Origin of the sequence: Dellaglioa kimchii (assembly GCF_046115505.1) — a bacterium.
GTDB classification, from domain to species: domain Bacteria; phylum Bacillota; class Bacilli; order Lactobacillales; family Lactobacillaceae; genus Dellaglioa; species Dellaglioa kimchii.
The window spans coordinates 1,093,949-1,120,207 of record NZ_CP170736.1; the positions used below are offsets into that span (position 1 = coordinate 1,093,949).

At 33.6% G+C, this 26,259-nt stretch carries 21 protein-coding genes and 1 pseudogene; 3 read left to right on the forward strand and 19 right to left on the reverse strand.

Features of this window, described 5'->3' with window-relative positions; genetic code table 11:
- The first annotated feature begins 113 nt into the window (after window positions 1-113).
- Complete coding sequence (locus ACE83Q_RS05480; RefSeq protein WP_409021732.1) at window positions 114-635, forward strand: DUF1836 domain-containing protein; 522 nt, start codon at window positions 114-116, stop codon at window positions 633-635.
- On the forward strand, window positions 636-1,493 hold the full coding sequence (locus ACE83Q_RS05485; RefSeq protein WP_409021733.1) for a DegV family protein: 858 nt from the start codon (window positions 636-638) through the stop codon (window positions 1,491-1,493).
- Window positions 1,494-1,540: 47 nt separating this feature from the next.
- Here ACE83Q_RS05485 and ACE83Q_RS05490 read toward each other — a convergent pair whose 3' ends face one another.
- The 15 genes from ACE83Q_RS05490 to ACE83Q_RS05560 form a co-directional block, all read right to left on the reverse strand.
- Entirely contained in the window at window positions 1,541-1,963 is a 423-nt protein-coding gene (locus ACE83Q_RS05490) for a DUF3284 domain-containing protein (RefSeq protein ID WP_409021734.1), read from the reverse strand.
- A gap of 19 nt (window positions 1,964-1,982) precedes the next feature.
- Window positions 1,983-3,389, reverse strand: a complete 1,407-nt coding sequence (locus ACE83Q_RS05495; protein WP_409021735.1) for a glycoside hydrolase family 1 protein — start codon at window positions 3,387-3,389, stop codon at window positions 1,983-1,985.
- 64 nt (window positions 3,390-3,453) lie between these two features.
- Complete coding sequence (locus ACE83Q_RS05500) at window positions 3,454-4,740, reverse strand: PTS sugar transporter subunit IIC (protein ID WP_409021736.1); 1,287 nt, start codon at window positions 4,738-4,740, stop codon at window positions 3,454-3,456.
- A gap of 27 nt (window positions 4,741-4,767) precedes the next feature.
- Window positions 4,768-5,085 carry a PTS lactose/cellobiose transporter subunit IIA gene (locus tag ACE83Q_RS05505; protein WP_409021737.1) on the reverse strand — a complete coding sequence of 106 codons (318 nt, stop codon included), beginning with the start codon at window positions 5,083-5,085 and terminating at the stop codon, window positions 4,768-4,770.
- A gap of 22 nt (window positions 5,086-5,107) precedes the next feature.
- A complete protein-coding gene (locus ACE83Q_RS05510; RefSeq protein WP_409021738.1) occupies window positions 5,108-5,419 on the reverse strand; it encodes a PTS sugar transporter subunit IIB in 312 nt (103 codons plus the stop codon).
- Window positions 5,420-5,550: 131 nt separating this feature from the next.
- Complete coding sequence (locus tag ACE83Q_RS05515; protein ID WP_409021739.1) at window positions 5,551-8,271, reverse strand: sigma 54-interacting transcriptional regulator; 2,721 nt, start codon at window positions 8,269-8,271, stop codon at window positions 5,551-5,553.
- Window positions 8,272-8,427: 156 nt separating this feature from the next.
- On the reverse strand, window positions 8,428-10,347 hold the full coding sequence (locus tag ACE83Q_RS05520; RefSeq protein WP_409021740.1) for a fructose-1,6-bisphosphatase: 1,920 nt from the start codon (window positions 10,345-10,347) through the stop codon (window positions 8,428-8,430).
- Window positions 10,348-10,521: 174 nt separating this feature from the next.
- A complete protein-coding gene (nagE, locus tag ACE83Q_RS05525) occupies window positions 10,522-12,504 on the reverse strand; it encodes an N-acetylglucosamine-specific PTS transporter subunit IIBC (RefSeq protein ID WP_409021741.1) in 1,983 nt (660 codons plus the stop codon).
- Window positions 12,505-12,847: 343 nt separating this feature from the next.
- The gene (locus ACE83Q_RS05530) at window positions 12,848-14,221 is read right to left on the reverse strand and encodes an FAD-dependent oxidoreductase (protein ID WP_409021742.1); all 1,374 of its coding nucleotides are present in this window, start codon (window positions 14,219-14,221) and stop codon (window positions 12,848-12,850) included.
- 113 nt (window positions 14,222-14,334) lie between these two features.
- Window positions 14,335-15,735 (reverse strand): helix-turn-helix domain-containing protein, encoded by a 1,401-nt coding sequence (locus ACE83Q_RS05535; RefSeq protein ID WP_409021744.1) that lies wholly within the window; start codon window positions 15,733-15,735, stop codon window positions 14,335-14,337.
- 569 nt (window positions 15,736-16,304) lie between these two features.
- The gene (locus ACE83Q_RS05540; RefSeq protein WP_409021745.1) at window positions 16,305-17,174 is read right to left on the reverse strand and encodes a methylenetetrahydrofolate reductase; all 870 of its coding nucleotides are present in this window, start codon (window positions 17,172-17,174) and stop codon (window positions 16,305-16,307) included.
- Between the two features lie 437 nt (window positions 17,175-17,611).
- Entirely contained in the window at window positions 17,612-18,097 is a 486-nt protein-coding gene (locus tag ACE83Q_RS05545) for a methylated-DNA--[protein]-cysteine S-methyltransferase (RefSeq protein WP_409021746.1), read from the reverse strand.
- An 11-nt stretch (window positions 18,098-18,108) separates the two neighbouring features.
- A complete protein-coding gene (locus tag ACE83Q_RS05550) occupies window positions 18,109-18,957 on the reverse strand; it encodes a YitT family protein (protein ID WP_409021747.1) in 849 nt (282 codons plus the stop codon).
- A gap of 126 nt (window positions 18,958-19,083) precedes the next feature.
- The gene (locus tag ACE83Q_RS05555) at window positions 19,084-20,271 is read right to left on the reverse strand and encodes an iron-containing alcohol dehydrogenase (protein ID WP_409021748.1); all 1,188 of its coding nucleotides are present in this window, start codon (window positions 20,269-20,271) and stop codon (window positions 19,084-19,086) included.
- A 143-nt stretch (window positions 20,272-20,414) separates the two neighbouring features.
- Window positions 20,415-20,882: a DUF2798 domain-containing protein gene (locus tag ACE83Q_RS05560; protein WP_409021749.1), complete on the reverse strand. Its 468-nt coding sequence runs from the start codon at window positions 20,880-20,882 to the stop codon at window positions 20,415-20,417.
- A 174-nt stretch (window positions 20,883-21,056) separates the two neighbouring features.
- Between ACE83Q_RS05560 and ACE83Q_RS05565 the strand changes: the two genes are divergently transcribed.
- The gene (locus ACE83Q_RS05565; RefSeq protein ID WP_409021750.1) at window positions 21,057-21,425 is read left to right on the forward strand and encodes a DUF1304 domain-containing protein; all 369 of its coding nucleotides are present in this window, start codon (window positions 21,057-21,059) and stop codon (window positions 21,423-21,425) included.
- Window positions 21,426-21,473: 48 nt separating this feature from the next.
- Here ACE83Q_RS05565 and ACE83Q_RS05570 read toward each other — a convergent pair.
- From ACE83Q_RS05570 to ACE83Q_RS05585, 4 genes and pseudogenes are all read right to left on the reverse strand, one after another.
- Window positions 21,474-21,599: pseudogene (locus tag ACE83Q_RS05570) on the reverse strand (PTS mannose family transporter subunit IIA); the annotation flags it as partial.
- Window positions 21,600-21,697: 98 nt separating this feature from the next.
- Window positions 21,698-22,561, reverse strand: coding sequence for a class II fructose-1,6-bisphosphate aldolase (gene fba / locus ACE83Q_RS05575; protein ID WP_409021751.1), 864 nt, complete (start codon window positions 22,559-22,561; stop codon window positions 21,698-21,700).
- A 162-nt stretch (window positions 22,562-22,723) separates the two neighbouring features.
- Window positions 22,724-24,457: an adenine deaminase gene (gene ade / locus ACE83Q_RS05580; RefSeq protein ID WP_409022823.1), complete on the reverse strand. Its 1,734-nt coding sequence runs from the start codon at window positions 24,455-24,457 to the stop codon at window positions 22,724-22,726.
- Between the two features lie 9 nt (window positions 24,458-24,466).
- Window positions 24,467-26,254 carry an adenine deaminase C-terminal domain-containing protein gene (locus tag ACE83Q_RS05585; RefSeq protein WP_409021752.1) on the reverse strand — a complete coding sequence of 596 codons (1,788 nt, stop codon included), beginning with the start codon at window positions 26,252-26,254 and terminating at the stop codon, window positions 24,467-24,469.
- Window positions 26,255-26,259: the final 5 nt, after the last annotated feature.

A 26,259-nucleotide genomic window follows, 5' to 3' on the forward strand; every position in this document is an offset into this window, starting at 1 on the left:
TTACCTTCATATAAACATGCTATTTTCATATACTTTAAGAAACAATTAAATCTAGTTTACAACTCTAGATGTAAATGCTAATATAAAGATATTATGTTAAGGGGGGTTATCATTTGAGCCAAAAAGTTCCAACATCTTTTTTAAATTGGCTAGATAGCTTAAAAAAAATTACATTACCTGATTGGCAAGATTTTCCGGAATTAGACCTTTATATGGATCAATCTGTGAAACTTGTTAATCAATACTTAGAGCCATTACACTTAATGTCTGTAACACCTACAATGGTCAATAATTATGTAAAAAAGGAAGTTATGTTTAAACCTATCAAAAAAAGATATCGTAAGGAGCATTTAGCAGCAATCATCGTTATTACTGTTTTAAAATCTGCTTTTCCATTAGATGTTATCAAGAATGGTATCGACCAAATTTTAGTCGATAACTCACCTGAAGATGCTTACATGAACTTCGCTTTAATTTTTAACGAACAACTTAAATCTTTAACCTTTGATACCAACTTAAAACCTGTCACGACCGAAACAACAATCATTGAATTAGAACAACGAACGGCTGCAAGTGCCGTGATTAATCATATTATCAGTGAAAAATTAGTTATATTAATGAAGGAGGCCAATTAAATGATGAGTAAAGAAAAAATAGCAGTATTAGTAGATTCAGGTTCGGATATTCCTAAAGAATTTATGGAACAGGAACATATTTATATGGTCCCTATTTTAATTACATTCAGCGATGCAACTTACTTAGATCGCATCTCTATCTCACCAGCGGAAGTTTACGAACGTATGGAAACTGAGATTCCAACAACCGCAACGCCTTCAGGTGGCTCAATTAACGACGTTTTTGACCAAATTAAAGCCGATGGCTATACACATGTTATCGCAACAACGATTTCAAGTGGTTTGTCTGGTACTTATAATTCAATTAAAACATTCGCCAAATTATCATCATTAACCGTTGAAGTTATCGATACAAAAAATGTTGGTATTGGTGGTGGATTAGCTGGTATTTTAGCATCAAACTTAATTAAAGAAGGCAATTATTTTGACGAAGTCGTCACAAAGGTTCAACTAGCGGTTGATAGAAGTAGTGTCTTTTTCTATTTACCAACTCTACACTATCTTCAAGTTGGTGGCCGTATTGGACGCGTCTCGGGTCTTATGGGTAACCTCTTAAACATCAAACCAATCATTTCATGTGATGAAGATGGTATTTATTATCCTATTGCTAAAGCTCGAGGCGAAAAAGCTGCACTAAAAAAATTATTATCACTCGTTGATGATAAGATTGGCGATTCTCTTCATTTTGATATTGCCGTTGCGTATGGTAATAATGAGCCTTTAGCGGCAAGTATCTTCGAAACCTTAAAAACTAAGTATCCAAATGCTGAACATTTTTACTTTGGCGATGCATCACCTGCTCTTGGTGTTCATGCTGGTCCTGGCGTTATCGGTATTGGTGTTGAAATTTTAGACTAAAAATAAAGAAGCAAACCGTATTTATCGGTTTGCTTCTTTATTTGGTTCTAATTAGTTGCATACTTATTTTCAATTTGTTTAAGCATTTTTTTGAAATTTCTCTTCTTAAAGAAACTCATAAGCATACTCATAAAGGCATCATTCATTTGTTGCATCTTGCCTTTAGAAGTCATGACTTCTTTGTAACTTAACAAACAACGTTTATCATCAATTACCTTAATATCGTAACTTACATCAAATTTATTACGATTGTTATCCGTTTGAAAATGATAACTTTCGTTTTCAACTATTTTAGTTACTTTTAAAGCAGCTGATTGTGTTTTTGAAAATTTTTTTGTGAACTCAAAGCCCTCTAATTGATTTTTTGTTAATTTCTGACCTGTCTGATCTTTAATATCATATAACACAGACTCCATAATTTGATCAAATAGATAATCTGCAGGCATTTTTAATTTCATTTCCATTTCCATCAGTCATTCGCCTCCATTTTTAGTCATTAAATCCATTTTGTTCTGTCATTTTTTTAAACCAGTAACCACTCTTCTTAATTGTACGTTTTGCTTCATTGTTCAAATCAACACTAATAAATCCATAGCGATTCTTGTAAGCATTTAACCATGACCAATTATCCATACATGTCCACATATGATAACCATGAACATTACTACCTTCTTCAAGTGCTTTATGAACCCATTTCAAATGATCTTGAACAAATTCAATTCGATAATCATCATTAATTTGTCCATCTGCATTAATAAATCTAGCTTCATCTTCAACACCCATCCCATTTTCAGAGATGAAACAATCAATATTACCGTAATTATCCTTAATATTGATTAGTGCATCATAAATGCCTTTTTCATAAATTTCCCAACCACGATAAGGATTAACTTTTTTCCCAGGCATATCGTATACGGTATAGAAATCTTCAGGCATCCAACCATTTTCGCCTTCTGGTTCAGCTTTAATTATTTTCGCTGCTGCTCGCCTTGGTTGATAATAATTAACGCCTAATAAATCGATAGTATTTTCTTTAATAACATCTAAATCACTTTGATGATAGATTGGCATTAAGTCATATTCATGCAACCAATCAACAATATCTTGAGGGAAAGTACCTTTAATTGCGGGATCTAAAAATGAACGATTAAAGAACCCATCAACAAATTTAGCTGCTTTAACATCTGCTGGATTCGTCTCATCTTTTGGATAAGTTGGCATTAAATTTAAAATAATCCCAATTGTCCCACCTAAATTAAGTGAATGATACTTTTCAATCGCTTTAGCACTTGCTAAAGCTTCATGATAAGCCACCTGGACACCATGCTTTAAATTACGTTCATCAGGTAAATGCCATCCATATAAATAACCACCCTCAACTGGAACAATCGGTTCATTTTGAGTAAACCATTTTTTAACGCGATCGCCAAATAATTTAAAACAAGTTTCTGCATAGTCCGTATACAAGTCTACAACTTCACGATTTAACCAACCACCATTTTCTTGTAACACCATTGGCATATCAAAATGGTAAAGGTTCATAAAAGGTTCAATTCCGGCAGCAATTAAATCATCTATTAAATGGTTATAAAAAGTTACAGCCTCTGGATTAACCTCTCCAGTGAATGGATTTGGAATCAAACGTGACCACTGAATTGAAGTCCGATATGAATTATGACCTGTTTGTTTCATCAAAGAGATATCTTCTTGGTATTTTTGATAAACCCGTGATGTATTTTCAGGTCCAACCTGATTAAAGAACTTTTCAGGGCTTGCTTGATACCAAGCATCCCAAATATTATCAGCTTTTCCATCTCCTGAAACACGGCCTTCAGATTGTGGTCCACTCGCAGCTGACCCCCACCAGAAATCTTTTGGAAATTCATATTTAACCATAGTAAACTCCTTTATTTAACACAAAATCTCTTTACAGAATAACGTAAAGAGATTCGCTTTTATTTTATTTTTTTGCTGCTTCAGCTTCTGCTTCTGCTTTTTCAATTTGTTTTGTTGCTAAGATAACGAATGGTGCGTAAATTAACGCTGAGATAACCACATTAACTGCGGCTAAAACCCCACCAGCTAAACTCTTAGTTGCCAAAATCCCGCCAATTACTGGTGGTGTAACCCATGGGGGCATTACCGTTGCTGCTGGCACAATTCCAGTGGCAGTTGCAATATACGCAACAGTCACAAGTACCATTGGTGTCAAAATAAATGGTACGAACATAATTGGATTCAACACAATTGGAAGTCCAAACATCATTGGTTCATTGATATTGAAAATACCAGGAGCTGCTGATAGTGATCCAATCATTTTGTAAGGTTTATTTTTACGACCAACAATGAAGATGGCAATAATCAAACCAATAGTTGCACCAGTTCCACCTAAGTTAACAAATGAATCGAAGAAAGGTTTGTTAACGATAAAAGGAATTGTTTTACCTTCACTAAGTGCTTTAACGTTAGCTGCAATAGCAGGTGCGTTAATTGTTTGCATTAATGGATCAATCATATTAGCACCATGTAAACCAAAGAACCATAAGAATGGTGCAATAAATGCTAATAATAATGCTGATGGATATGAATTTGCCAAGCCCATAAATGGTTCTTGAACAAGTTTGTAGAATGATGCAATAATATCAGTTACGCCGAATCCTTGGAATAATGTATTGATAAAGGCAAAGATTGTAACAACAATCATTGCTGGAAATAATGAAGCGAATGCTTTTGCAACAGCAGGTGGAACACCATCAGGCATGTTAACGATTAAATGTTTGTTACCACTTAAACGTTGGAATAATTCTGCTGAAACCAAACCGACAACAAGTGCAACGAATAATCCTACTGAAGACATCCCAGCTAATTGCAAACCGCCTAAAGCGAAGAATGAAGCAACTGACACTGTACCAGCAGCCATACCATCTTTACCATATGATTTTGCAACGTTATGAGCTACTAAGAATGCAACGAATAATGACATAATACCAAAACTAGCATTCCAAACGCCTGCCCCTACACCCTTCCAGATTGGAACATCGTTAACTATTTTAGGAAATAGTCCGTCCATAAAATTTGAAAACCCTGGAATTGGTAAGTTATTAATTAATGTTCCTAAAGCACCTAAAATCATAAGTGGCATAATAACAACGAATGCATCTCGAATTGCCACCAAATGTCTTTGTGCTCCAATTTTTGAAGCTACTGGAATAAAGTGAATATCCATCCATTTTATAAATTTGTCCATGAGTAGTTCCTCCTTAAATTTTGGTACTTACCCTATTTTTTTGTATATATCTACTACCTCGCCAGCTAAGTCTCTAAATGTAATCGCATTCATTAGATGATCTTGTCCATGAACCATTAGTAAACTAACTGGTACCGGATCCCCTGAAGCTTCTTGCGTTAACATGGCTGTTTGAGAATGATGTGCTTCAATGAGTGATTTGTCAGCGTCAGCTAATTTAGCAGCTGCGGTTTCAAAGTCGCCTTTTTTAGCAGCTTGAATTTCTTCCATAGAATCACTCTTAGCGTTTCCACCATTAACAATCAGCCCCATGATTGTTTGCATTTGTGCATCATTTTCGTTCATATCTGATTACCCCTTTTATTTTTTATTTAATTAAGCTTTTAGCTGTTGCAAGAACTTTTTCGCCATTCATCATGCCGTAATCTTGCATATTAATAACTTCTACTGGAATATTTTTGTCAGCGACCTTTTTTTCAAATTCATCTTTCATAAAACGAACTTGTGGGCCTAACATTAAAATATCAACTGGTTTTGATTCAAGCATTGAATCTGCCTCTGAAGCACCAACTGCAAAGATTTCTGAATCATAGTTCTCTGCTTCTGCAGCCTTTTGCATTTTTGATACCAATAAACTTGTACTCATACCCGCTGAACAAACTAACATAATCGTTTTCATAATTTACCACTCCTTTTTCTATTTATACTCTTATATACGCAAGTTCCATGCCAAAAATAAAGACCATCGAAAAGGCTTTAAGAAAGCGCTTTCGATGGTCTTTATTTTTACTTACACACTACTAGCCACTATTACACACTGACTTTATTCAGCGTATTACCCATAAAAATTTGGACAATATAAGCAACTTCATCATCTGAAATCTTAATATTATACATTTTTTCAACAATAATGAGTGCCGTTTTAACTATTTCCATTTGTAAATGATTCTCAGCTGAAAATTCTTGAACATGCTTAAATGGTTTAATTGATTGGTTTTTCAATCTTGAATCTACTAAAAAGGCTAGATGCATCATGATACCCACAATAATCTCAGGATCAAGAACAATCTGTAAATCTGATTGAATTTTAATAATCATAGTTTGAATAGTATGAATTAAATCCGGAACAGAATTAACTGAATTAATACTACCTTCCAATGCATTAATTGTTTCTTGCGTTAAGTCATTATCAGACAACATTCGCTGCAAAACTTGTAAGGTTTCATCATTAAAAATATCTAAAGCAGAAAAGAATGGCACTCTTTGGTAAGAAACCTCAACGGTACCAACAATTGCCTTCACATCATAATCGCGCATTAATGTATTAATGTGCTTTTTAAATGCATCTTTTTCTAAATATTGCATCCGAATTACTTTAACTTCGTCTTCGTTTACAATTGGCATAATACGATCATATAATCTTGCAGCAACACCTTCGCCGGTAAAACAAGCTACGATAACTGCTTTTTTCCTAGGACGCATATGGAAAAACTGCTCTTTTACAGACGATTCAAAGATGTGTTGTGCATTTGCGTAAATATCTTCTAGCTCACGACCGGCAATCGCAATTCTTAATGATTCAAGCACAACTAACGTACTCGTCATTGAAACAGCTCGAATATTAATCCCTGTTTCTTCACCTAACATTGATGCAAAACTAGTTAAAGAGCCCATATCAGTTAAAAGTAATAACCCTTTTTTCAATTGTTCCTGACCATCCAGTACATAATCTCGCACTTGATCATAAATTTCCGAAACATTTACATCAAGTGGCATATTAATTGCTTTTCCCTTTGTTGTGCCAAGTAATTCTTGTGCTGTCTGCAACATAGAAGAAGCCGTTGATGCCCCGTGCATTAGTACGATGATACCAACTTTAATTTCATTTTGTTGTTTCTTAACACTTAAATCAGAGCTCAAAAACATCGTAATAAATCCAATTTCATCTAATGGAATTTCAATATCAAATTCATGTTCAATTTTATCTGCCATTTCCAGTGCAACACGAAAGGCCTTAGGATTTTTTTGTCGTAAATTATTTAAATCAGGATGAATGATTGCGACATTTTTCCTAATTCTTTCAATGGCACTAACAAGATGTAATCCAAATGCAAAACGTGCATTTTCATTATATTTTTGACCTAATTTGTTCTGTGCTAAATCATAAACTTCATTGGTAACCGTCCAAATATCATCTGGTAGTAACTCTTTTCGAACGCCTTCACCCGATAATTGTTCAATGTAATCTTTAAAATAACCTTTATCATCTGAATCGATTAACGTTTTAAGATTTAGTGATTTAAAATTCTGTTTATCAGTTTCACTCACTTTTTTATCAATTGTTTCATAAACGGTTGGTTTTTGATCGTTTTTTTCTACCGTTTCACTATTTTTAAAAGTCACAACTTTCGTATTTTTTTCATTTGTTCGTTTTGCTAAACGCTCCATTAAAACATCAATTTTTTTATATTTAGATTTACCTTCCAAACGCCCTTTTTGAACATTCAATGGTAAGTCTTTTAATCTGATATATAATGAAGCTGTTTCATGCGTTCTAAAATACAAGAAGGCTTTTGCACAAACAACTTTAATATCCCGCTGAATTTGACCAATATTTGCTTCTGGTTCGTATAACATTAACGCAAGCATCGCATCTCGCTCAACAATAATATCTTGGCTCAGTCTACCGACTTCTTGTTCAAAAAAATTCATGACTATCCCATAACGTTCATCAATTGTTCGTTTTGAGATAGGCGGTAATGTAATAGCCATTGGAATACGTCGATTAAATGTACTCAAAAAATTTTCTGACGTTTCAGTCGTTGCTCCAATAATCTGTACACTCGCTTCTTTAGTAATTGAAGACTCTCCTAAAGGTCGATAAAATCCCTTATCAATAAAGGTAAAGAGCATTTCTTGCCCCTCAGGAGGCAATCGATGAATTTCATCTAAGAATAAAATACCTCCATTAGCTTTATCCATTAATCCTTTTTTATCTTGATCAGCACCTGTATAGGCCCCTTTTTTAACACCAAATATATGCGCAAAAAGTAACTGTGGATTATTCGCATAATCCGCACAATTAAAACGGATAAAAGGTGCATCAGCCCTCACCATTTCTGATTCTAACGCAAACTGGTACATGCATTCAGCAAACAAAGATTTACCCGTTCCAGTTTCACCAAAAATAATTGTGTGTAGTCCTCTTGGTGGATATAAGATGGCTGCTTCTGCTTGTTGGATCATAACCTTTAATGAATCATTAGACCCGATTAACTTTTTGAAACTCATCTCTTTAACATTTTTATCATTAACTTTTTTTTGATGCGTTTCTTTTTCTTCAATTGATGCCCACTGATAGAGAACAGGGCGCCCATCACTTTTTGTAACATCACCATTTTTATATAAATCATTCAAATAACGACTCACATTTGCGCGATTGCAATTAAGCTCATCTGCAATCTGTGTCGCATCCATTGCTATTTCCTTATTTTTTAAAAGATTATAAATATCATTTTTTCGATCTCCCAAGTTATCACTACTCCCTTACACGCTAAAAGAAAACGCTTACCACTAGTATACCGCAATCTTTTTACATTTACACACTAATATTTGTTGGCTTACTTTTATCCTTTTACACAGAAAATCATAACCCAACAAAAAAATCTTACTTCTCAGTAAGATTTTTTATTTACTCTGTAAATATTTTTTCAATTCTACAACACGACTAGCAAGTTCTTTTCCCATATCCGTTTCAGCGATCGTTTGTCTTTTAACTTCACTATCAATAATTCGTTTTACTGAAATAATATCTGTTCCATTTTCAATTGAATCCCACTTAGACGTAAAAGGTTGGTGAGCAACTAATTGTAAGCCATATGAATTCGAGAGCAGTGTGTATCCACCAATTCCAGTAGTTGATTGGTAAGCTTTTGAGAAACCACCATCAATCACAATCATCTTTTTATTAGCCATAACCGGCTTGTGCCCACGCTTAACTGGTGTATGCCCATTAATTATTTTACCGTTATCTGGATTAAGCCCGAATTCTTCTAATATATGACGACAAAATGCTTCATCATGTCGCAATTTATAATACGCATTTGGTATCTCAACTTGAACTTCTTCATTATTAATAAAGTAACGTTCAAAAGTTTTCATTGCATGTTTCCCAAATAAAGGCGATTTAGGTCCTTGCCATAAATACCAAAGTAAATCAGTTTCAAGATCAGTAGATTTTTTTGGTTCTGCATAGCTTTTACGCAAATTATCTTCAAAAAAAGCTAATAGTTCTGGTCCTGCATATGATTTCCCTTTTAACTCAAAGCTCTCCAATTTACCTTCTTGTGTAACTGGGATACAGCCGTGAACTAACAAGTTTCCATTATATCGTTTAAACATACTACCACGTGCCATCATAAAATCTAAATGTTCTCGTAATTTAGTTGCATGGATAAACGATTGTACTAATTTATCCATTATTTCTGACTCATCATCTGTTAATTTATACGGATCTGTCCAATCAACTGTTTGAAAACAAGTATCTTGTAATGAGTAATGTTTACCATCAATTTCTATTTTTGACCCTTTGTTCCAAATTTTTTCTAAAATCGCACGATTTGCCATATCAAAATCAGGATGTCTTTTAATAATCTGCCCTTCTAATTTAAATTGAATAATAGCGACCGCCTGGTGTATTTTGGTCATCAAAAGTCGTTCATCTTCTTTGATTTTTTCTTGTGATGAATTAACTTTCGGTGAAAATGCTGGATTATCTTGATACGTTTTATCAGCAAATGTTGCTAAATGGCGTAAATTAATCCCATATGCATCTTCAACAATGGCTAAATTATTATATCTAGCACAAATTCGCAATAAATTAGCGATACATAAAGGCGATCCAGCAGCACCACCTAACCATAAAATATCATGATTTCCCCATTGAATATCAACTGAATGATAATCTAGAAGCGTCTTCATAATTTTATCTGGCGCAGGACCACGATCAAATATATCCCCGATTACGTGCAAGTGGTCAACGATTAACCTTTGAATCGTATACGCTGTAGCCGTTAAAAATGCTTCTGCTTGATTTAATTTAATTAAATTTTCTATTATACGATTATAATAATCTTTTTGATCAAGTTCATTGGAATTACTATATAATAATTCCTCTGTTATATACATAAAATCAGGTGATAGCGCCTTTCGGACCTTTGAACGCGAATATTTTGTTGCCGTTTTTTGTAACAACTCTATCATTCTGGCAATTGTGTCTAAATACCATTGCTCCAATTCAGGTTGTGAAGTGAATTGTTGTTTTTTAGCAATTAGTTTTTCTTCTGGATAATAAATTAAGATTGCAAAGTCTTGTATACTCTCTTCAGTCAAACGGCCTTCAAAAATTTCTTGAATTTTTTGTTTAACATTTCCTGAACCATTTCTTAAAACATGTTGAAATGCGTTATATTCACCGTGAACATCACTAACAAAATGCTCCGTTCCTTTGGGTAGATTCAGAATGGCCTCTAAATTAATAATTTCAGTGACAATACTTTGTTTAGTAGGAAATCTTTTTTCCAATAATGTTAAATAATAGGGATTCATTTAAAATGGCCTCCTTCATTTTATAATGCGCTTACAGTCACTATACCATGCTGGTTTATCAATACCAATTACAACTTGTTAAATGTGTCATATTATTATATATAAGCTTTTTTATAAACCAGCTACCTATACCAAAAAAAGCAGACCAAAAATTTTGGCCTGCTTCCTTTATTCTTATTTAGTTTGAACAGTTGCCGAAATTTTATTAGCTTTAACTGTCTCATTCAAATGATCAAACGTTATATTAGACACTTTATCCATATTCGTTAAAACGACCATCATCGTTGTTTCCTTACCAGCAGCTTTAATTGCATTTAAATCAACTCGCGCAACTAAGTCACCAGGTTTAAGATTATCGCCTTCAGAAATCGTCACTTCAAAAGGTTTACCTTCTAATTGAACGGTATCAATTCCCATGTGTAATAAGACTTCTAATCCCGTTTCAGTCGTAATACTAATTGCATGTTTTGTTGGAAAGATGCTTGCTACTTTACCAGCAACCGGTGTATAAATTTCGCCGTTAGCTGGTTCTACTGCATAACCATCACCCAACATTTTTTCAGCAAAGGTAGCATCTTTAACATCTGAAATAGACATTAATTCGCCCTCTGCAACCGTATAAAACGTTTCACTACCAATAACCGTTGAATCATTAGTATTAGCTGTATCGCTCGATTTATCCGTATTAGACTGTAGATCTTGATTACTTAATGAAATAGAATTAGCCTTTGATTCATATAACTTACCAAGTTCATCAGCAACAAACTGAACTTCAGTTCCAATAACGACTTGAACATTTGTTTTATCGATAACTTTAAAGCCAGCAGCACCTGATGCTTTAAGTGCAGCTTCATTAATAAGGCCTGTATCTTTAACTTGTAAACGAAGACGGGTTGTACAATTATCAACAACTGTTAAATTATCTTTACCGCCAACAGCAGCGTAAACAATTTGAGCTTGTCGTGCATATTTGTCATCCCCTAGTTCAGGCGATAGTTGAATATCTTCAGTAATTGGTTCACGACCTGGTGTCATTAAGTTAAATTTCTTGATGGCAAAATTGAATAGCGTGTAATAAATAATTGCCATCACAACACCTTGTACCAACAGCATTAGTGGCATATTAGCCATTGGTACACGTATACTCAAGACGTAATCAACTAAGCCCGCACTAAATGTAAATCCAGCTGTCCAGTGCATAAATGCGGCAAAAGCTAAAGATAACCCGGTTAACGCCGCATGAATGACGTATAGAGGCCATGCAACGAACATAAATGAAAATTCTAAAGGTTCACTCACACCTGTGAAAAATGATGCAAATGCGCCAGCTAACATCAATGAACCAACTTCTTTTTTACGTTCAGGTAAAGCATTTCGATAAATGGCATACGCACCAGCTGGTAGCCCAAACATCATGATTGGGAAAAATCCTGCCATGTACATACCTGTAGTTCCTTTAATTCCTGTGTTACTCCAAAAGTTCCCGATATCATTAATTTTAGCAACGTCAAACCAGAATACCGAATTCAACGCTTGATGTAATCCGGTTGGAATTAAAAGACGGTTGAAGAATCCATATAAACCTGCTCCAACCCATCCAAGTCCAACCATAAATTTACCAAATGCAACTAACCAAGCATAAACAACTGGCCAAGCAAATAGTAAAGCTAGCGTAACAAAAATCATTACCAATGCTGACATAATGGGTACTAGTCGTTTCCCGCTAAAGAATGAAATAGCCATTGGTAATTTCACACTATGGAAACGATTGTACATTGCTGCCGCAATTAATCCGGCAATAATACCAATAAATACATTACTACTGATAGAACTAAATGCAGGATCAACATCTGTTACTTTTATTCCTAATAAAGCTGCAACCGAAGTCGGTTCCAACATTTTAACTGGAATTTCAAATGCAACAACACCAGCTAACGCAGCTGCGCCATCCTTATTTGTCGACATTCCTAAAGCTAACCCAGCAGCAAATAATAATGCTAGATTACCTAGAATTGCGTTTCCGCCAGCCTGCATAAACGTTGCCGCAAACCAATCTTGTGGTAACCAGGTTCCAATCCCAACTAATAATGCTGCTGCCGGTAGTACTGCGATAGGCAACATTAACGAACGACCCATTCTCTGTAAATAACTTTTCATTTTTTATCCCCTTTTTTTCTTATAAAAACTATCATACAGGTTAGACCAAAAAAATTCAAATCAAATATAAATCAAGTGTAAATCGTACACACAAGGCTTTAAAAAATAATTTAAACATCTATACCAATTTATATTTTTAGACAAAAAAAAGTTGCTTAATTATATTAAGCAACCAACTTTTTTAGAAAACAAGCGTCCCCACACTAAATTTTCTCATCGACATTCTATGTCCTAATCAATAAACTCTTTGAGTCATTTATTTACAAGACTTATTATGCCATGGAATCACTCATAAAAAATGTTAATATTTGAGGGTTAACTCGCAAATTTTGACATTTACAGCTTATTTACCTATATGACGATTTTTATTCCTTCTCGTAAGGGCAACTTCATTTAAAGTATTTAGCGCTTTATTGTATTCCGGATTAAAATAAAAATCCATTGATGACAATTTAGCCATCGTCATTTGCATATTAATAGCCACTGACATGATATTAATCATATCTAAAATATCATGCTTCGAATAAATTTGTGCACCAACAATGACTTCAGTATCTTTCCTGTACACAACTTTTATAAGTATTTTGGAACCATTTTTAACGTAATCATATTGAATTTTATTTTCAATTGTATTAGATCGAACATCCAATCCGATATAAGGTGCATTTTCTTCAGTAACACCTGTCGTTGCTAAATAATGACCAAACAGGTTCATCCCCGCTGTTCCTTGCGTCGTTTCAACTTTAACAGGACTAAATAGACCCGTACAGTTATACGCCGCCACAATTGCACCTTTAATAGCGTTATTAACAAGAGGTTGATACTCTCGACGTTGGCTGACAGTTTGTTTAAATCCAGCATTATCACCTGCAGCATAAATGTCTTTATCACTTGTCTGCATGTAGTCATTGATTTTAATGGTATTATTTTGATTAAGTTCAACAGCGTCTCTCAAAAAATCATTGTTAGGTTTTAATCCAACCGAAAAGACGACTAAATCACAGGCAATTTCTTGATCAGTTGTTGAAACGCTAACTATTTTGTTATTCTCATCCACATTAACAGCATGAACATCATTTTTTAATACAATCTTTATCCCTTTTTCTCTTAAATCATCAATTATTTGATTACCGATTTCTTGATCTACGTAACGTGTTAAAACACCTTCCATAGCTTCGACTACTGTAATATCAACTTTTTCGCCTTTACGTCCCTCATAAATTGAGCTCGCTAATGCAAGTCCCACTAATCCTGCACCAACAATTAAAATCCGTTTATTAGTTGGACATAACTGTTCCATAGCCTTTTTTGATTCTTCTAGATTTTTATAAAAGACAACATTTTCATTATCTATCCCTTTAATATGTGGTTTAACAACCTTAGACCCATTAGCTAAAATTAATTTGTCATAGTTGCTATAACTGTATTGTTTATCTGCATTAACAAAGTATAAACGTTTATCCTCCGTACTAACGTGCAACACTTCAGTACCGAGCATCAATTTAATACCCTCAGACTCTAATGCAGCAGGTGTCGCATAACTCGCTTCTTCTAAGTTATCAATAACTCCATCAAATAATAAATTAATTCCAGATGAGATATAACTAACGCTATCCTTCATTTCCATAATGATAACTTCAGCATTTGGATCTGATTTTGAAATTGTTCTAGCGGCAGCAATCCCTGCGTGCGTTCCACCGATAATGACATACTTCATTATTTCTCCTCCAAGCTTTGCGTATTAATCTTTCTAACCTTATCAATTTCTAAAATTTCATTTACAACATCAGTAATGACTTGATCTGAACTAACACCAATTTCTGACATCACTTACAATGGTGAACTAAATTGATCTTGGCTAACACCCATCCTATTTGTCACAATCAAATCATATTCTTTACCTTCTTGATAAATTTCTACTTGGGCGTTTAAAACACTGCTTAAAACACGTTCCATAATAATAACGGTTAGTTTTTCCATAATTGGATCACGGTTAATTAATAAGCCAATTTTTAAAACGTCATCAAATTCAAAGTTTAAAATATTCAAAATATATAAATACTGATTTTGTAGGTAATATAAATCATCTGGCGAATTCAAGCCATCGAACTGTGTAACCGATTGGTACGCAGCCAATAATTTTTGAATGATTTGCGAAAAATCTTCTCGTTCCAATGATTTACGATTAAATTCCATAATCGTTCGATTATAAATAAAACTTTCACCTTTAAATATGGCTAATTTACTGTATGAATTAAATAAATTATAAGAAATTTTTGTATCCCGCTTGAAATAAGTATATTTCTCAATATCACTCCAAAAAAGGCTGATTGCAACATTGATGGGTGTTTTTTTATCAATATCACCATCTTTAATCTGAACATACAATCCAGAATCATTTTTAATTAAATCAAATCCAATTAAAAAGTAATAGAACCCAACAGCATCTTCTTCGGAAAAGGAAAGTGAATATTTTTTTAAAAATCTAAAAAAACTTAATTTAACTTTACTATATGCAGAATTGTTTTTGATTAATTCACGAGCAATAGGTGTTAATGTCTGAACATGTTGCTCTTTATATGAATTAATTCGAATATAAATTTTAAGCCATAGAAAAACTCTAAGCTTCTCGTCATCTTTCCATCCCAAGTCATATTGTTCATCTAAAACATTAACGTAATCGTTGATTGTCTCATTTCTAGACAATAGTTCTTCGCGATCAGTAAATGGAACCACCCTAATGAAAAACAGGTAATAAAAATAATTCAGTTGAATTTTAGTCCCAACTAATCGTCGATTTTTAATTTTTAGATCAAATCCTGCTAACGTTTCATTTAGTTCTTTAATTCGCCTTGTTATTGACGACCCACTGATATGTAATTCGTTCTCAAGATCAATTAAATTCAATGTTTCATTCGCATACAAATACATTATTATTTTGTATTTATACGATTCTCTTAAAAAATCAGTACTAATATTCGATAAATTTGTCGTACCATCTACTTCAAATTCAACGTTATTAGCGCTCACTTCAAAATGAACATGACCTGAAGCGGTAGCTTCCTCAAGCGTTATTTCAATATTTTTTAGGTACATTCGTAAAGAATTACCAGATATTTGGAGTAATTCCATTAATTTTTTCTTACTTAAATAACCACCATGTGTTTGTAATAATTCTAGTATTTGGTTAAAAGTTCTTTCCTGCCCATCTAAAAAATCTTCCATATACATAAAAAAATCCCCAGCTTCACTTGACCATTTACCCAATACGATTAAAAAGGCCAATTTAATTTAATTCTATTAATATGTTACCGCGAAAAGTGATAAATTGGTATTAATAATTTTATTTTTAATTTTATTTGATTTACCCCTTGCATTTTCGGTATATACTTGTTATATTAAATGAGTAACCTAATCAATAAAACTTATTCAGTACCTCCCCCAAGGACTGAATACCAAAATCAATCCCCCAATTGATTTTGACTGTTTTACCCTTTTCGACACTGTAACTTATGTTACGATGTCGTTTTTTTTACCTAAAAACAAGTAATTACTCTTTTAAAAACTAACTTTGTCAGTTATTTCCTTATTGGTAATAACTTTTTTTATTCTCTTTTTTTAACATAGTTTCGTCACACTTTCTTCATAATTGCTTGTTATGATATAAACATACCTTAATTAAATAACTTTTAACTTTAATTTGTTCTCCCAAACAAATTAAAATGATAATTAATTTCTTCCCAAATATTAATTATCCCTACTCCTTTTAATCCATTACCTCTCCCAGGTAATGGATTTTTTTATTGGCCTTGCATAATTTCAATGATTGCTTGATAGTCTGAACCTGGCGTCACTATGTGAACACCATTAAAAACCTTTGATAACGATTCAATTAAATTTTGCGAAGCTGCAATACCAACCTTACGTTCCTCATTTTGTAACGCCGCTTGTTTCAATACCGCCATAAACTCATTCGGTAGTTTAATACCTTGGACGTTGTCTTGAATGAATTGAGCACGCTCAAACGAAAGTATCGGCATTACACTGATAAAAATAGGTATAGCCACTTCATTAATGGTGATCCAATCTTTTAATCGCTTAACATTTATCATATCAAATACCGGTTGCGTGATAATATAATCTACTCCCGAACGAATTTTTCGATTAATATCTTCAAATTCCAAATCTAAATTTACCGCATTAATATTAAATGCCCCACCAACTTTAAATTGTAATTTACTATTTAATTCACGATTTGATGGTGATATTCCTTGATTCATTTTTTTAATTGTTGTAATCAATTGTTTCGATGTTAAATCATAGACATTTGTGGCATCTTGTATTTTTGTAGGATCCCCTTTAATAATCATTAAATTATTTAACCCAACAGCACTTAATCCCATTAATTTAGATTCTAATCCGACTAAGTTGTAATCCCGTGTTGTTAAATGTAGGATTACTGGAATCTGTTGTTCACTCAGTTTATATCCCATTAATGCGTTTGAAACGCGAGGAATCCCTAAAGGATTGTCCGCAATTGATAATGCAGCAATATCTAATTTCATTAGCGCACTAGCACCTTCAAAAAAATTATCCAGATTAAGCGTATTTGGCGTATTCCATTCAACTAAAACCGTTTTTGTCATTTTAACTTTCTCTATAAAATTCAAAATACCTTCCTCCAAATCAATTTTCATGTTATCTTACAATGTTAATTGTAATCTAACAAAACTGTCACATGCCTATATTTTAATAAATAAACCCGTATACTATAAATATACACACAAGATACTTTGTGTGTAACTTAATTCTACTATAAAAAAAATACGATTATATTTTAGTTTAATTTTTCATCTAGATCTAACCTACTCCCCCCAGAGTCTCGAATAGATTAGTATTTTCTCACCACTACTTTAAAAGTAGTGGTGTTTTTCTTTTTAACATCACATTTTCTTCATAGTTACTTGTTACAATAACTTCATACCTTAATTAATAACTTTTAATTTAATTTATTTCCCCGAATAAATTAAATAAGATGATCAACTTCCCCCGAAGTTAATCACCCTTACCCTTTTCCGACATTGCCTCTCTTGGTAATGTCGGTTTTTTATTTGCGTTCTATTTCCAGTAGTTGCTTTTTCATATTAATCCCACCGCGATAACCCCCTAAGCTACCATCTTTTCTTAAAATACGATGGCAAGGGATTACGATTAATATAGGATTACGACCAACTGCACTAGCAATAGCCCGAACTGCTTTAGGATAATTAACTTCTAAAGCTAACTCTGAATACGTTCTTGTTTCACCATATGGAATAAGTTCAAGTTGTTCCCAAATTTCTTTTTGCAGCTTCGTTCCACTCGAATTAAAATCAACGGGAATCGTAAATTTTTGAATTTTATGGTCAAAATAAGCTTGTAGTTCTCCGATTGTATTTTTAAAAGCTCTGTCATTCTCTTCAAATTTAGTTCTTGGATAAAATGTTTCAATTTCACTTCTTAACCCATTAGGCGACCCAACAAAGCTGAGTCCTTTATCAGTCATCCCTAACCAAAAATAATCCGTGCCATTAAACCAATTCATTAAGTACATATCAAAATCTCCTATTCAATCCCAGACAAATTTGCGCCATGAACTTCTGCAATATTATATACGATGATAAATGCATTTGGATCAATCGTATGCACCTTATTTAACATTTGTTGATAATTTTGATTTTCAACAATAATCATCAACATTTCTTTACTCTCGCCTGAATAACCACCTTTAGCATCAAAGATTGTTAGACCTCTATCTATAGTTGTATTAATATCTTCTTTTAATTTTTTTAACCCCTCTTCTGTACTCATCACATATAAAACTTTTTTACGGTCCAATCCCGTTTCAATATAGTTCATAATTAAATATGTGATTACTAAAGAAAAAATCGCTAAAATAAATGCTTCAGAACCTGAGACAAATATATTGAAAAAACACACAATACCATCAATTATTAATAGACTGGTTGCCGGTTTAATATTGAAATATTTTTTGATTATGAGTGGTGGAACCGTTGTTCCGCCACTTGATGCATCAATTCGATAGAGAATCGATATTCCCACCGCAAAAACTGCACCACCGACAATAACAGCTAATAATCTATCCTCGACAATATTTATTTGAGGTGTAATCGCTAAAAATAACGGTAATACAAAGCTACCAATCATAATTTTTTTAGTCGTTGAACGCTCTAACATAAAATAAGCCAAGATCAATAGCGCCATGTTAATGCTCAATAATACAATTGAAACATTCCAATTAAAAGCTGTTTCCAAAAGGATCGCAATCCCAGTTGCACCACCAACAGCAACTTCTTGTGGTGCGTAGAAAAAATTAATACTTATTGCAATCATTTCTAACCCAATTAACATTAATAAAAACTGAATAACTTGTGGTTTCATCCTATTTATCATAAAGGCCCTCTTTCTATTCAAAATTTGTAACCCCTTACTATTAGCATACCGAATTTTATATCATTAAACAAATTTTCGATTTATGGCACAAAAAAAGCATCTCCGGATAGAGATGCTTTTACTACTTTATTCGAAACTTTCAGTTGTCATTGAAGCTTTGTATAAATCAATAACATCATTAACTGACATATCAACATAAACAGCACTATCTAATTTTCCAACTTTAACAGCTGATTCTGCCATCACTTTAAAGTTTGTTTCTTCATTGATGTCAACACCTGGTAACGTTGTTGGTACACCTAATGATTTAACCCAGTCATAAACTGATTGAATAGCTTTATCAGCAACTACTTGATCATCATCATCTTGAATATGCCAAACATTACGACCAAATTTAGCAAACTTAGCAACCGTATCCGCAGATAAAACGAATTTCATCCAACGAGGTGTTATAATACCTAACCCAACACCATGAGTAATATCGTAGTACGCTGATAACTCATGTTCAATAGGATGTGATGTCCAACCATCCTGATAACCTAATCGCATAATACCATTTAATGCCATTGTTGATGACCACATTAAATTAGCACGAGCATCATAGTTATCAGGTTCCGCAACCGCAATTGGTGCCCATTTAATAACTGTTCGCATGATACCTTCAATCATACCGTCAGAAACATCATTATTTTTTTCTTTATCAAAATATTGTTCTGTTAAATGAGAGAAAATATCAATCGAACCAGCAGCAGTCTGCCATTTTGAGACACTCATTGTTAAAGCTGGGTCCAAGAATGAAACAGCTGGTGTTTTGGGACCAAAACTACCTATTTTTTCATTTGTTTCTGGATTTGAGATAACTGATCCAGCATTCATTTCAGTACCAGTAGCTGCTAATGTTAAAATATCGACAAAAGGTAATTGATCAATTTTAAACCGTTTTGAGGGGTCTAATGATAAATCCCAAGGATCTCCTTCATAAAATGCTGCTGAAGCAATCATTTTTGAAGCATCAACAACGGAACCACCACCGACAGCTAAAATAACATCAATTTTATTTTCTTTAGCTAACTTTTGACCTTCACGAACTGAACCCACTTTAGGGTTTGGTTCGATTCCTGCTAATTCAACAACATTTAAATCACTCAAAATTTTTTTTACTTTATCATATAAACCCGAACGTTTAATTGATCCACCACCATATGTTAACAATACATTAGGACCAAATTGTGCAACCGCATCATGTAATTCTGTTTCGATACGATCTGAACCAAATCGAATATCAGTTGTATTTTTAAATTGAAAATCTTTCATAAATATAATCTCCTTTGTATTTTGAAGTTATAGTCAAATCAACAACTACATTATAACCCCTTTACACGATGTCATTCCAATACAAGCCTTTATTAAAAAAAGATTCACCATTTTACTGGTAAATCTTCTATAAATATAAACGATTATTGTGTGACTCTTTTAGCTTCATCTTTTGCATGAATCATGCTTAAAATTTTTCTTGAAATTGGTCCAACAATAATTAATTGTAACGGTACAGCAACAATAATATTGTGTCCAACAGTAGAAAGATAAGCAGGCCAGAAATGAGCAGGCATACCACCTTCAATAAGTAACCCATAAAGTGACATAAAAGCGACCATTCCACAAATCATCATTCCTGAGATTACGAGAATCATTTGCCACATTTTATCATGGTTAAGAGGTAACTTGTCAGCAATTGCCATCGCAATTTTACCGACAACTAAAACATCTAAGATAAAAGCAACAATAAAACCAGGAATGAATCCAAGTAATAACGTCACAAGACCTAGTTTTCCGACTAATAATAAATTGTATGCACTCATAACGAAAACCATCATCGAGCACATTAATGTTGTAAAAATAATTCCTTCTTTTGCATTTGTTGGCATATATCATTCTCCTTAATAACTTTAATAAAGTATAATGTTACACAAAATAACTCACTGTCATAAGTCTTTTTTTTGAATATTAAAGCATCCTCATTGTAAGCGATTAAATCGATTGATTGTACTACCAATTGCATTACGTTATACTATATCCATAACGATTAAGGGGAGATTTCTATGCTAATTGCACTTATATTATCTTGGATTGTTGCACTTGAACACTTATTTATTATGATTCTTGAACTATTTTTCTCAACTAGTTCAATCGCTCAAAAAGCCTTTGAATTAAGACCAGAATTTTTAAATCAGAAAGAATCGAAAGTATTAATGGCCAACCAAGGGCTATACAATGGTTTTATTAGTATCGGTCTAATGATTGTACTTTTCATTCTAACTGGTGCTGCACTTAAATCAATGTTGTTACTTTTTACAGGATTTGTTTTTATTGCTGCTGTTTTTGGTAGTTTAACATCTGCAAAAAAAATCATTTTAGTACAAGGATTACCTGCATTACTGGCCTTTATCGCAATTACTTTAGCTTTATAGACTAACTAAAATAACGTTAATCATTAAGATTAACGTTATTTTTTTACGCTATTTAATTTTTAATGCTTCAAGTTGTACCTCAATATCAGCTAATTTAACATCAGCTTCTACTAGTGATGCAGCGGTATACGCACTTTCAATAAGTGCTGTATCGTACAGATGAACTTTTTTATCTGTGAATTCCATGACCATTCAATTCTCAAGGCACAAAAAAAGAGTTTTCAAAATCATAATGATTTTGAAAACTCTTTTTGAAAGAACTAAATAATAAATTATTTAGCTGCGCTTGTACCGAACCATTCAATACGATCTTCAACAAGATCAGTGATTGCTTTTGTACCTGGTGCAAATAATTTACGAGGGTCATAACCTTTACCTTGTTGGTCTTTACCTTCTTCAATATATTTACGAGTAGCAGCAGCGAATACTAATTGACATTCAGTATTAACGTTGATTTTTGAAACACCCATTTTAATAGCTTTTTGGATTTGGTCTTTAGGAATACCTGAACCACCATGTAATACAAGTGGTTGTTCGATTACAGCAGCTAATTCAGCTAAGCGATCGAAGTTTAAACCAGTCCAGTTAGCTGGGTATTGGCCATGAATATTACCAATTCCACAAGCTAAGTAGTCGATTCCTGTTGCAGCAAGTTCTTTAGCTTCGTCAACATTAGCTAATTCACCAGCTCCGACAATTCCATCTTCTTCTCCACCAATTGAACCAACTTCTGCTTCAACTGAGATACCTTTAGCATGTGCTAAAGCAACGATTTCTTTTGTTTTTTCTAAGTTTTCTGCAAATGGTAAATCATGACCATCAAACATAACTGAGTTGTAACCAACTTCGATACATTCTTTAGCAGCTTCAAAATCACCATGATCTAAATGCATAACAACGGGAACAGTGATACCCATTGATTTAATAGTGTCTTGAACAAGGTGTAAAGCTAATTCATATCCACCCATATATTTTGCAGCACCCATTGATGTTTGGATTAAAACTGGAACACCTTTTTCTTGGGCTGCAGCAAGAATACCGCGAGTCCATTCTAAGTTGTTTGTGTTAAAAGCACCAACAGCGTAATGACCTTCACGAGCAGCGTTAAACATACTTGTACCATTTACTAATGACATTTGAAGTCCTCCTAGATAAATTACAATACGTCTGTATTGCATTTTTTAATACAGGTACATTTTAGCACATTTAATCATCAGATAAAACTTTCATTTTTTAAATAAAACTAATTATCAATAATTTCAATAAAAAGGCAACCGTTCATCATTGATTTAACAGACTTACACACTAACATCTTCAAATTTAAATTCATTGATATTAATTAAACCCATATCAGTTATTTTCAATTCTGGTATCACCGCTAACGACATAAAGCTTAATGTCATCACAGGATCCACCGTATCATTAATACCTAGCTCTCTATAAGCAACTTTATTAAATAGGTCAAGCTGTTCTGTTATCCATTCTCCAGATTGATCACTCATCAATCCGCCAATTGGCAATGGAATTGATATTAAAACTTTATTATCTTTTGTCAGGACCATTCCACCTTGAATATCCTTCAAAGTCTCAATTGCCAACGCCATATCTTGATCATTAGTTCCTGTTGTAATTAAGTTATGTGAATCATGTGCAATCGAAATAGCAATTGCACCATGTTTAATACCGTAATCTTTTAAGACACCCGTGAAAATATTTCCCGTTTCATGGTGACGTTCAATAACTGAAATTTTAGAAACTGGAATACTTGAATCATAGATGAAATTACCTAATTCATCACGACTAACATTAATTTCTCTATCTATTGTAATTGCCTCGTTAGGAATTACTTCAATCGCATGAACGCTGTTACTTGTTAAAGGTAGAACCAATTTTTCCTGACTAAAGTTAGCTAAATGGACTGATGATTGTACACTATCAATTGCATAGTTTTTAGTTTCTAGTAAATATTTTCCCTCTTCGGCAACCTTTTCACCTGCAATGTAGACGCTTGAAATTAGCATATCCGTTAAATCACTAATAATTGTTAAGTCTGCTCTAAGTCCAGGTGCAATAGCACCTCTATCTTTAAGCTCACAACACTCAGCGGTATTAAGTGTCGCCATTTGAATGGCAACTAAAGGATCTATACCTTCTTCGATACAAATTTTCAAACTATTATCTAAATGACCCTTTTCAATAATCGTTTTCGCTTGAACATCATCCCCACATAGAATTGTCCTTCTAGAGTTAGTAGTTGTGACACCTTTTAATAGTGTTCTTAAATTATGCGTGACAGATCCTTCACGTAAGAAGACGTACATACCACGGCTTAATCGATTTTGCATCTCCTCAAGGGTTGAGCATTCATGATCGTTTTGAATTCCTGCGGCAATATAGGCATTTAAATCTTTGTCATAGACTTGGGGACTATGACCATCAATTCGTTTATTTAAATTTTTAGCAACCAGCAATTTATCTAAAATATCACTTTCAGCATTAATTACACCAGGGAAATCCATAAATTCGGCTAAGCCACTTGTTTCATTATTTGTGAGTGGTTTAATCATATCTTTTGCCGAAATAACTGCTCCAGAATTTTCCATTTTTGTTGCAGGAACGCATGAAGGCAGCATGTATTGGATATTAAGGGCTGTTTCTTTAGCTGCATTAATCATATAATCGAGTCCCACTAATCCCGCTACATTCACAATTTCATGTGGATCTGCCATAACAGTTGTTGTCCCATGCGGCGTTATTAATCGGCCAAACTCTTCTGGTCCAACGTAGGCAGATTCTATGTGAATATGCGGATCAATAAATCCTGGTGAAATATATTGGCCATGAACATCAACCGTCTTATCCCCATCATATTGGCCACCAATTCCAGCAATAAGGCCATCAACGATTGCGACATCGCCAGTCATTATATGTGCATTATAAACATCAATAATTTTGCCATTAGTTAAGACTAAATCAGCAGGAATTCGGCCAGCAGCAACATCAATTAACTTCTTTAAATTTTCTTTTTCCATCATAACTCCTTATCCTTTAAGAGATGATATCTTAATAATTGGATCAACAATTTCTAAAGCGACACAATCTACCATGCCTAAATCAGTAATTGCTAAATATGGAATTGCTGTAATTGGTAAAAATGACATATAAAATATTGGATCCGGTAAATCACTACCCATTAAATTTGACCCTTTTCTTAGCGCAATTTCGCCAGTTTCAATTTCACTTGGTAATAAGTCGCTCATGATACCACCCACAGGTAATGCTAAAAATGAAATAATTTTTCCATCAATAACAACAATTTGACCACCGCCTGCTTTAATTAATTCATTTGTAGCAATCGACATATCATTTGCATTGACACCCATAACAACAATATTATTATCATCAGGTGCAGAAGATGATGCCATTGCCCCTTTTTTCAAGCCCCATCCAGATGTGAATCCAAGTGCCTGATTTCCATTTTTACCAAATCGTTCTAATACAGAGACTAAAGCGACATCTTTTTCTGGACTAGGTTGTACGATATTATTTTCTATCGTTAATTCGACATCTTTTCTTTTTCGAACAAAAGCACCCTGACTATTAATTGTTTGGACAGTTGCCAATCCTACTTTTTCATTAACTTTATATTCAAAATCTTTTTCAGAAGTTAACTCATGCTTCAACTGGCCTTTAAATAAATCACTTCTAATTGGTGCAATCAACATTTCACTTATTTTTTTGTTTTCGGCAACAATTTTCCCCCGACTAATAACCTTTTCTACATTAAATGAACTTGGCTGATCAACAATCAATATATCAGCAAGTCTTCCTGGCGATACAGACCCAACTTGATCATCAATTCGATAAGCCTCAGCGCTATTTATTGTTGCCATTTGAATTGCTGTAATTGGTTCTACACCCGCTTGAATGGCTAACTTAACAAGGTTATCAAGATGTCCTTTTTGTAAAATATCAGATGCTGTTACATCATCTGTACAAAAACTAACATGCCGCGCAATTGCTGCATTAACTTCAGTAACGGCTCGAATATTTTCTGCCAAGAAATGTGTGACGGATGATTCCCTGATTAATATATTCATCCCATTCCGTGCTTTTTCAACAAGCTCCTCATGACTATAACTTTCATGATCTAAGCGAACACCACTTGCTAAATACTCATTCAATTTCAATCCGGTGGCCATTGGTGCGCAACCGAAAATGGGTTGATGATTATTTTGTGCGTGAACCAACGTTTTTAACGTATCTTCATCTTGTGTTTCAACAGCTTCTCTAACTGTTTCCCAGATACCATAACATTCTGTCCATTTTTGAATTGTTTCTTGAACATCTGAATCGATGTTAAAAGCAATTGTTGATTTCGGAATTGTATACGGTGTCTTATATGGTGCACCCCAAAATAAATTAAGTGGTAGTTTTTCTATCTCTTTAAATACTTCTTGAACACCTTCTAGTCCGGCAACTGATATCGTTTCATCTAAACCAGAAATAATACTCGTTGTTCCAAAAGGTACAACGGCATTAGCAAAACTCGTCATACTCATTTTGCTGCATTCAACATGAATATGTCCGTCAATTAATCCTGGCGTTATATACTTTCCAGTTGCATCTATATGTTCCGTATCATTGCCGATATAAGCTTCAATATTACCTATCGCAACAATTTTCTCTTTATAGATAGCTACATTTGCTTGATAAATCTCACTTGTCATAACATTAACTAACTTGCCATTTTCGATTACTAAATCTGCAGGAATTTTTGCTGCACCTGCAGAAATATAGTCTTTTAACTGTGCTAACGTCTGTGTCATTTAGT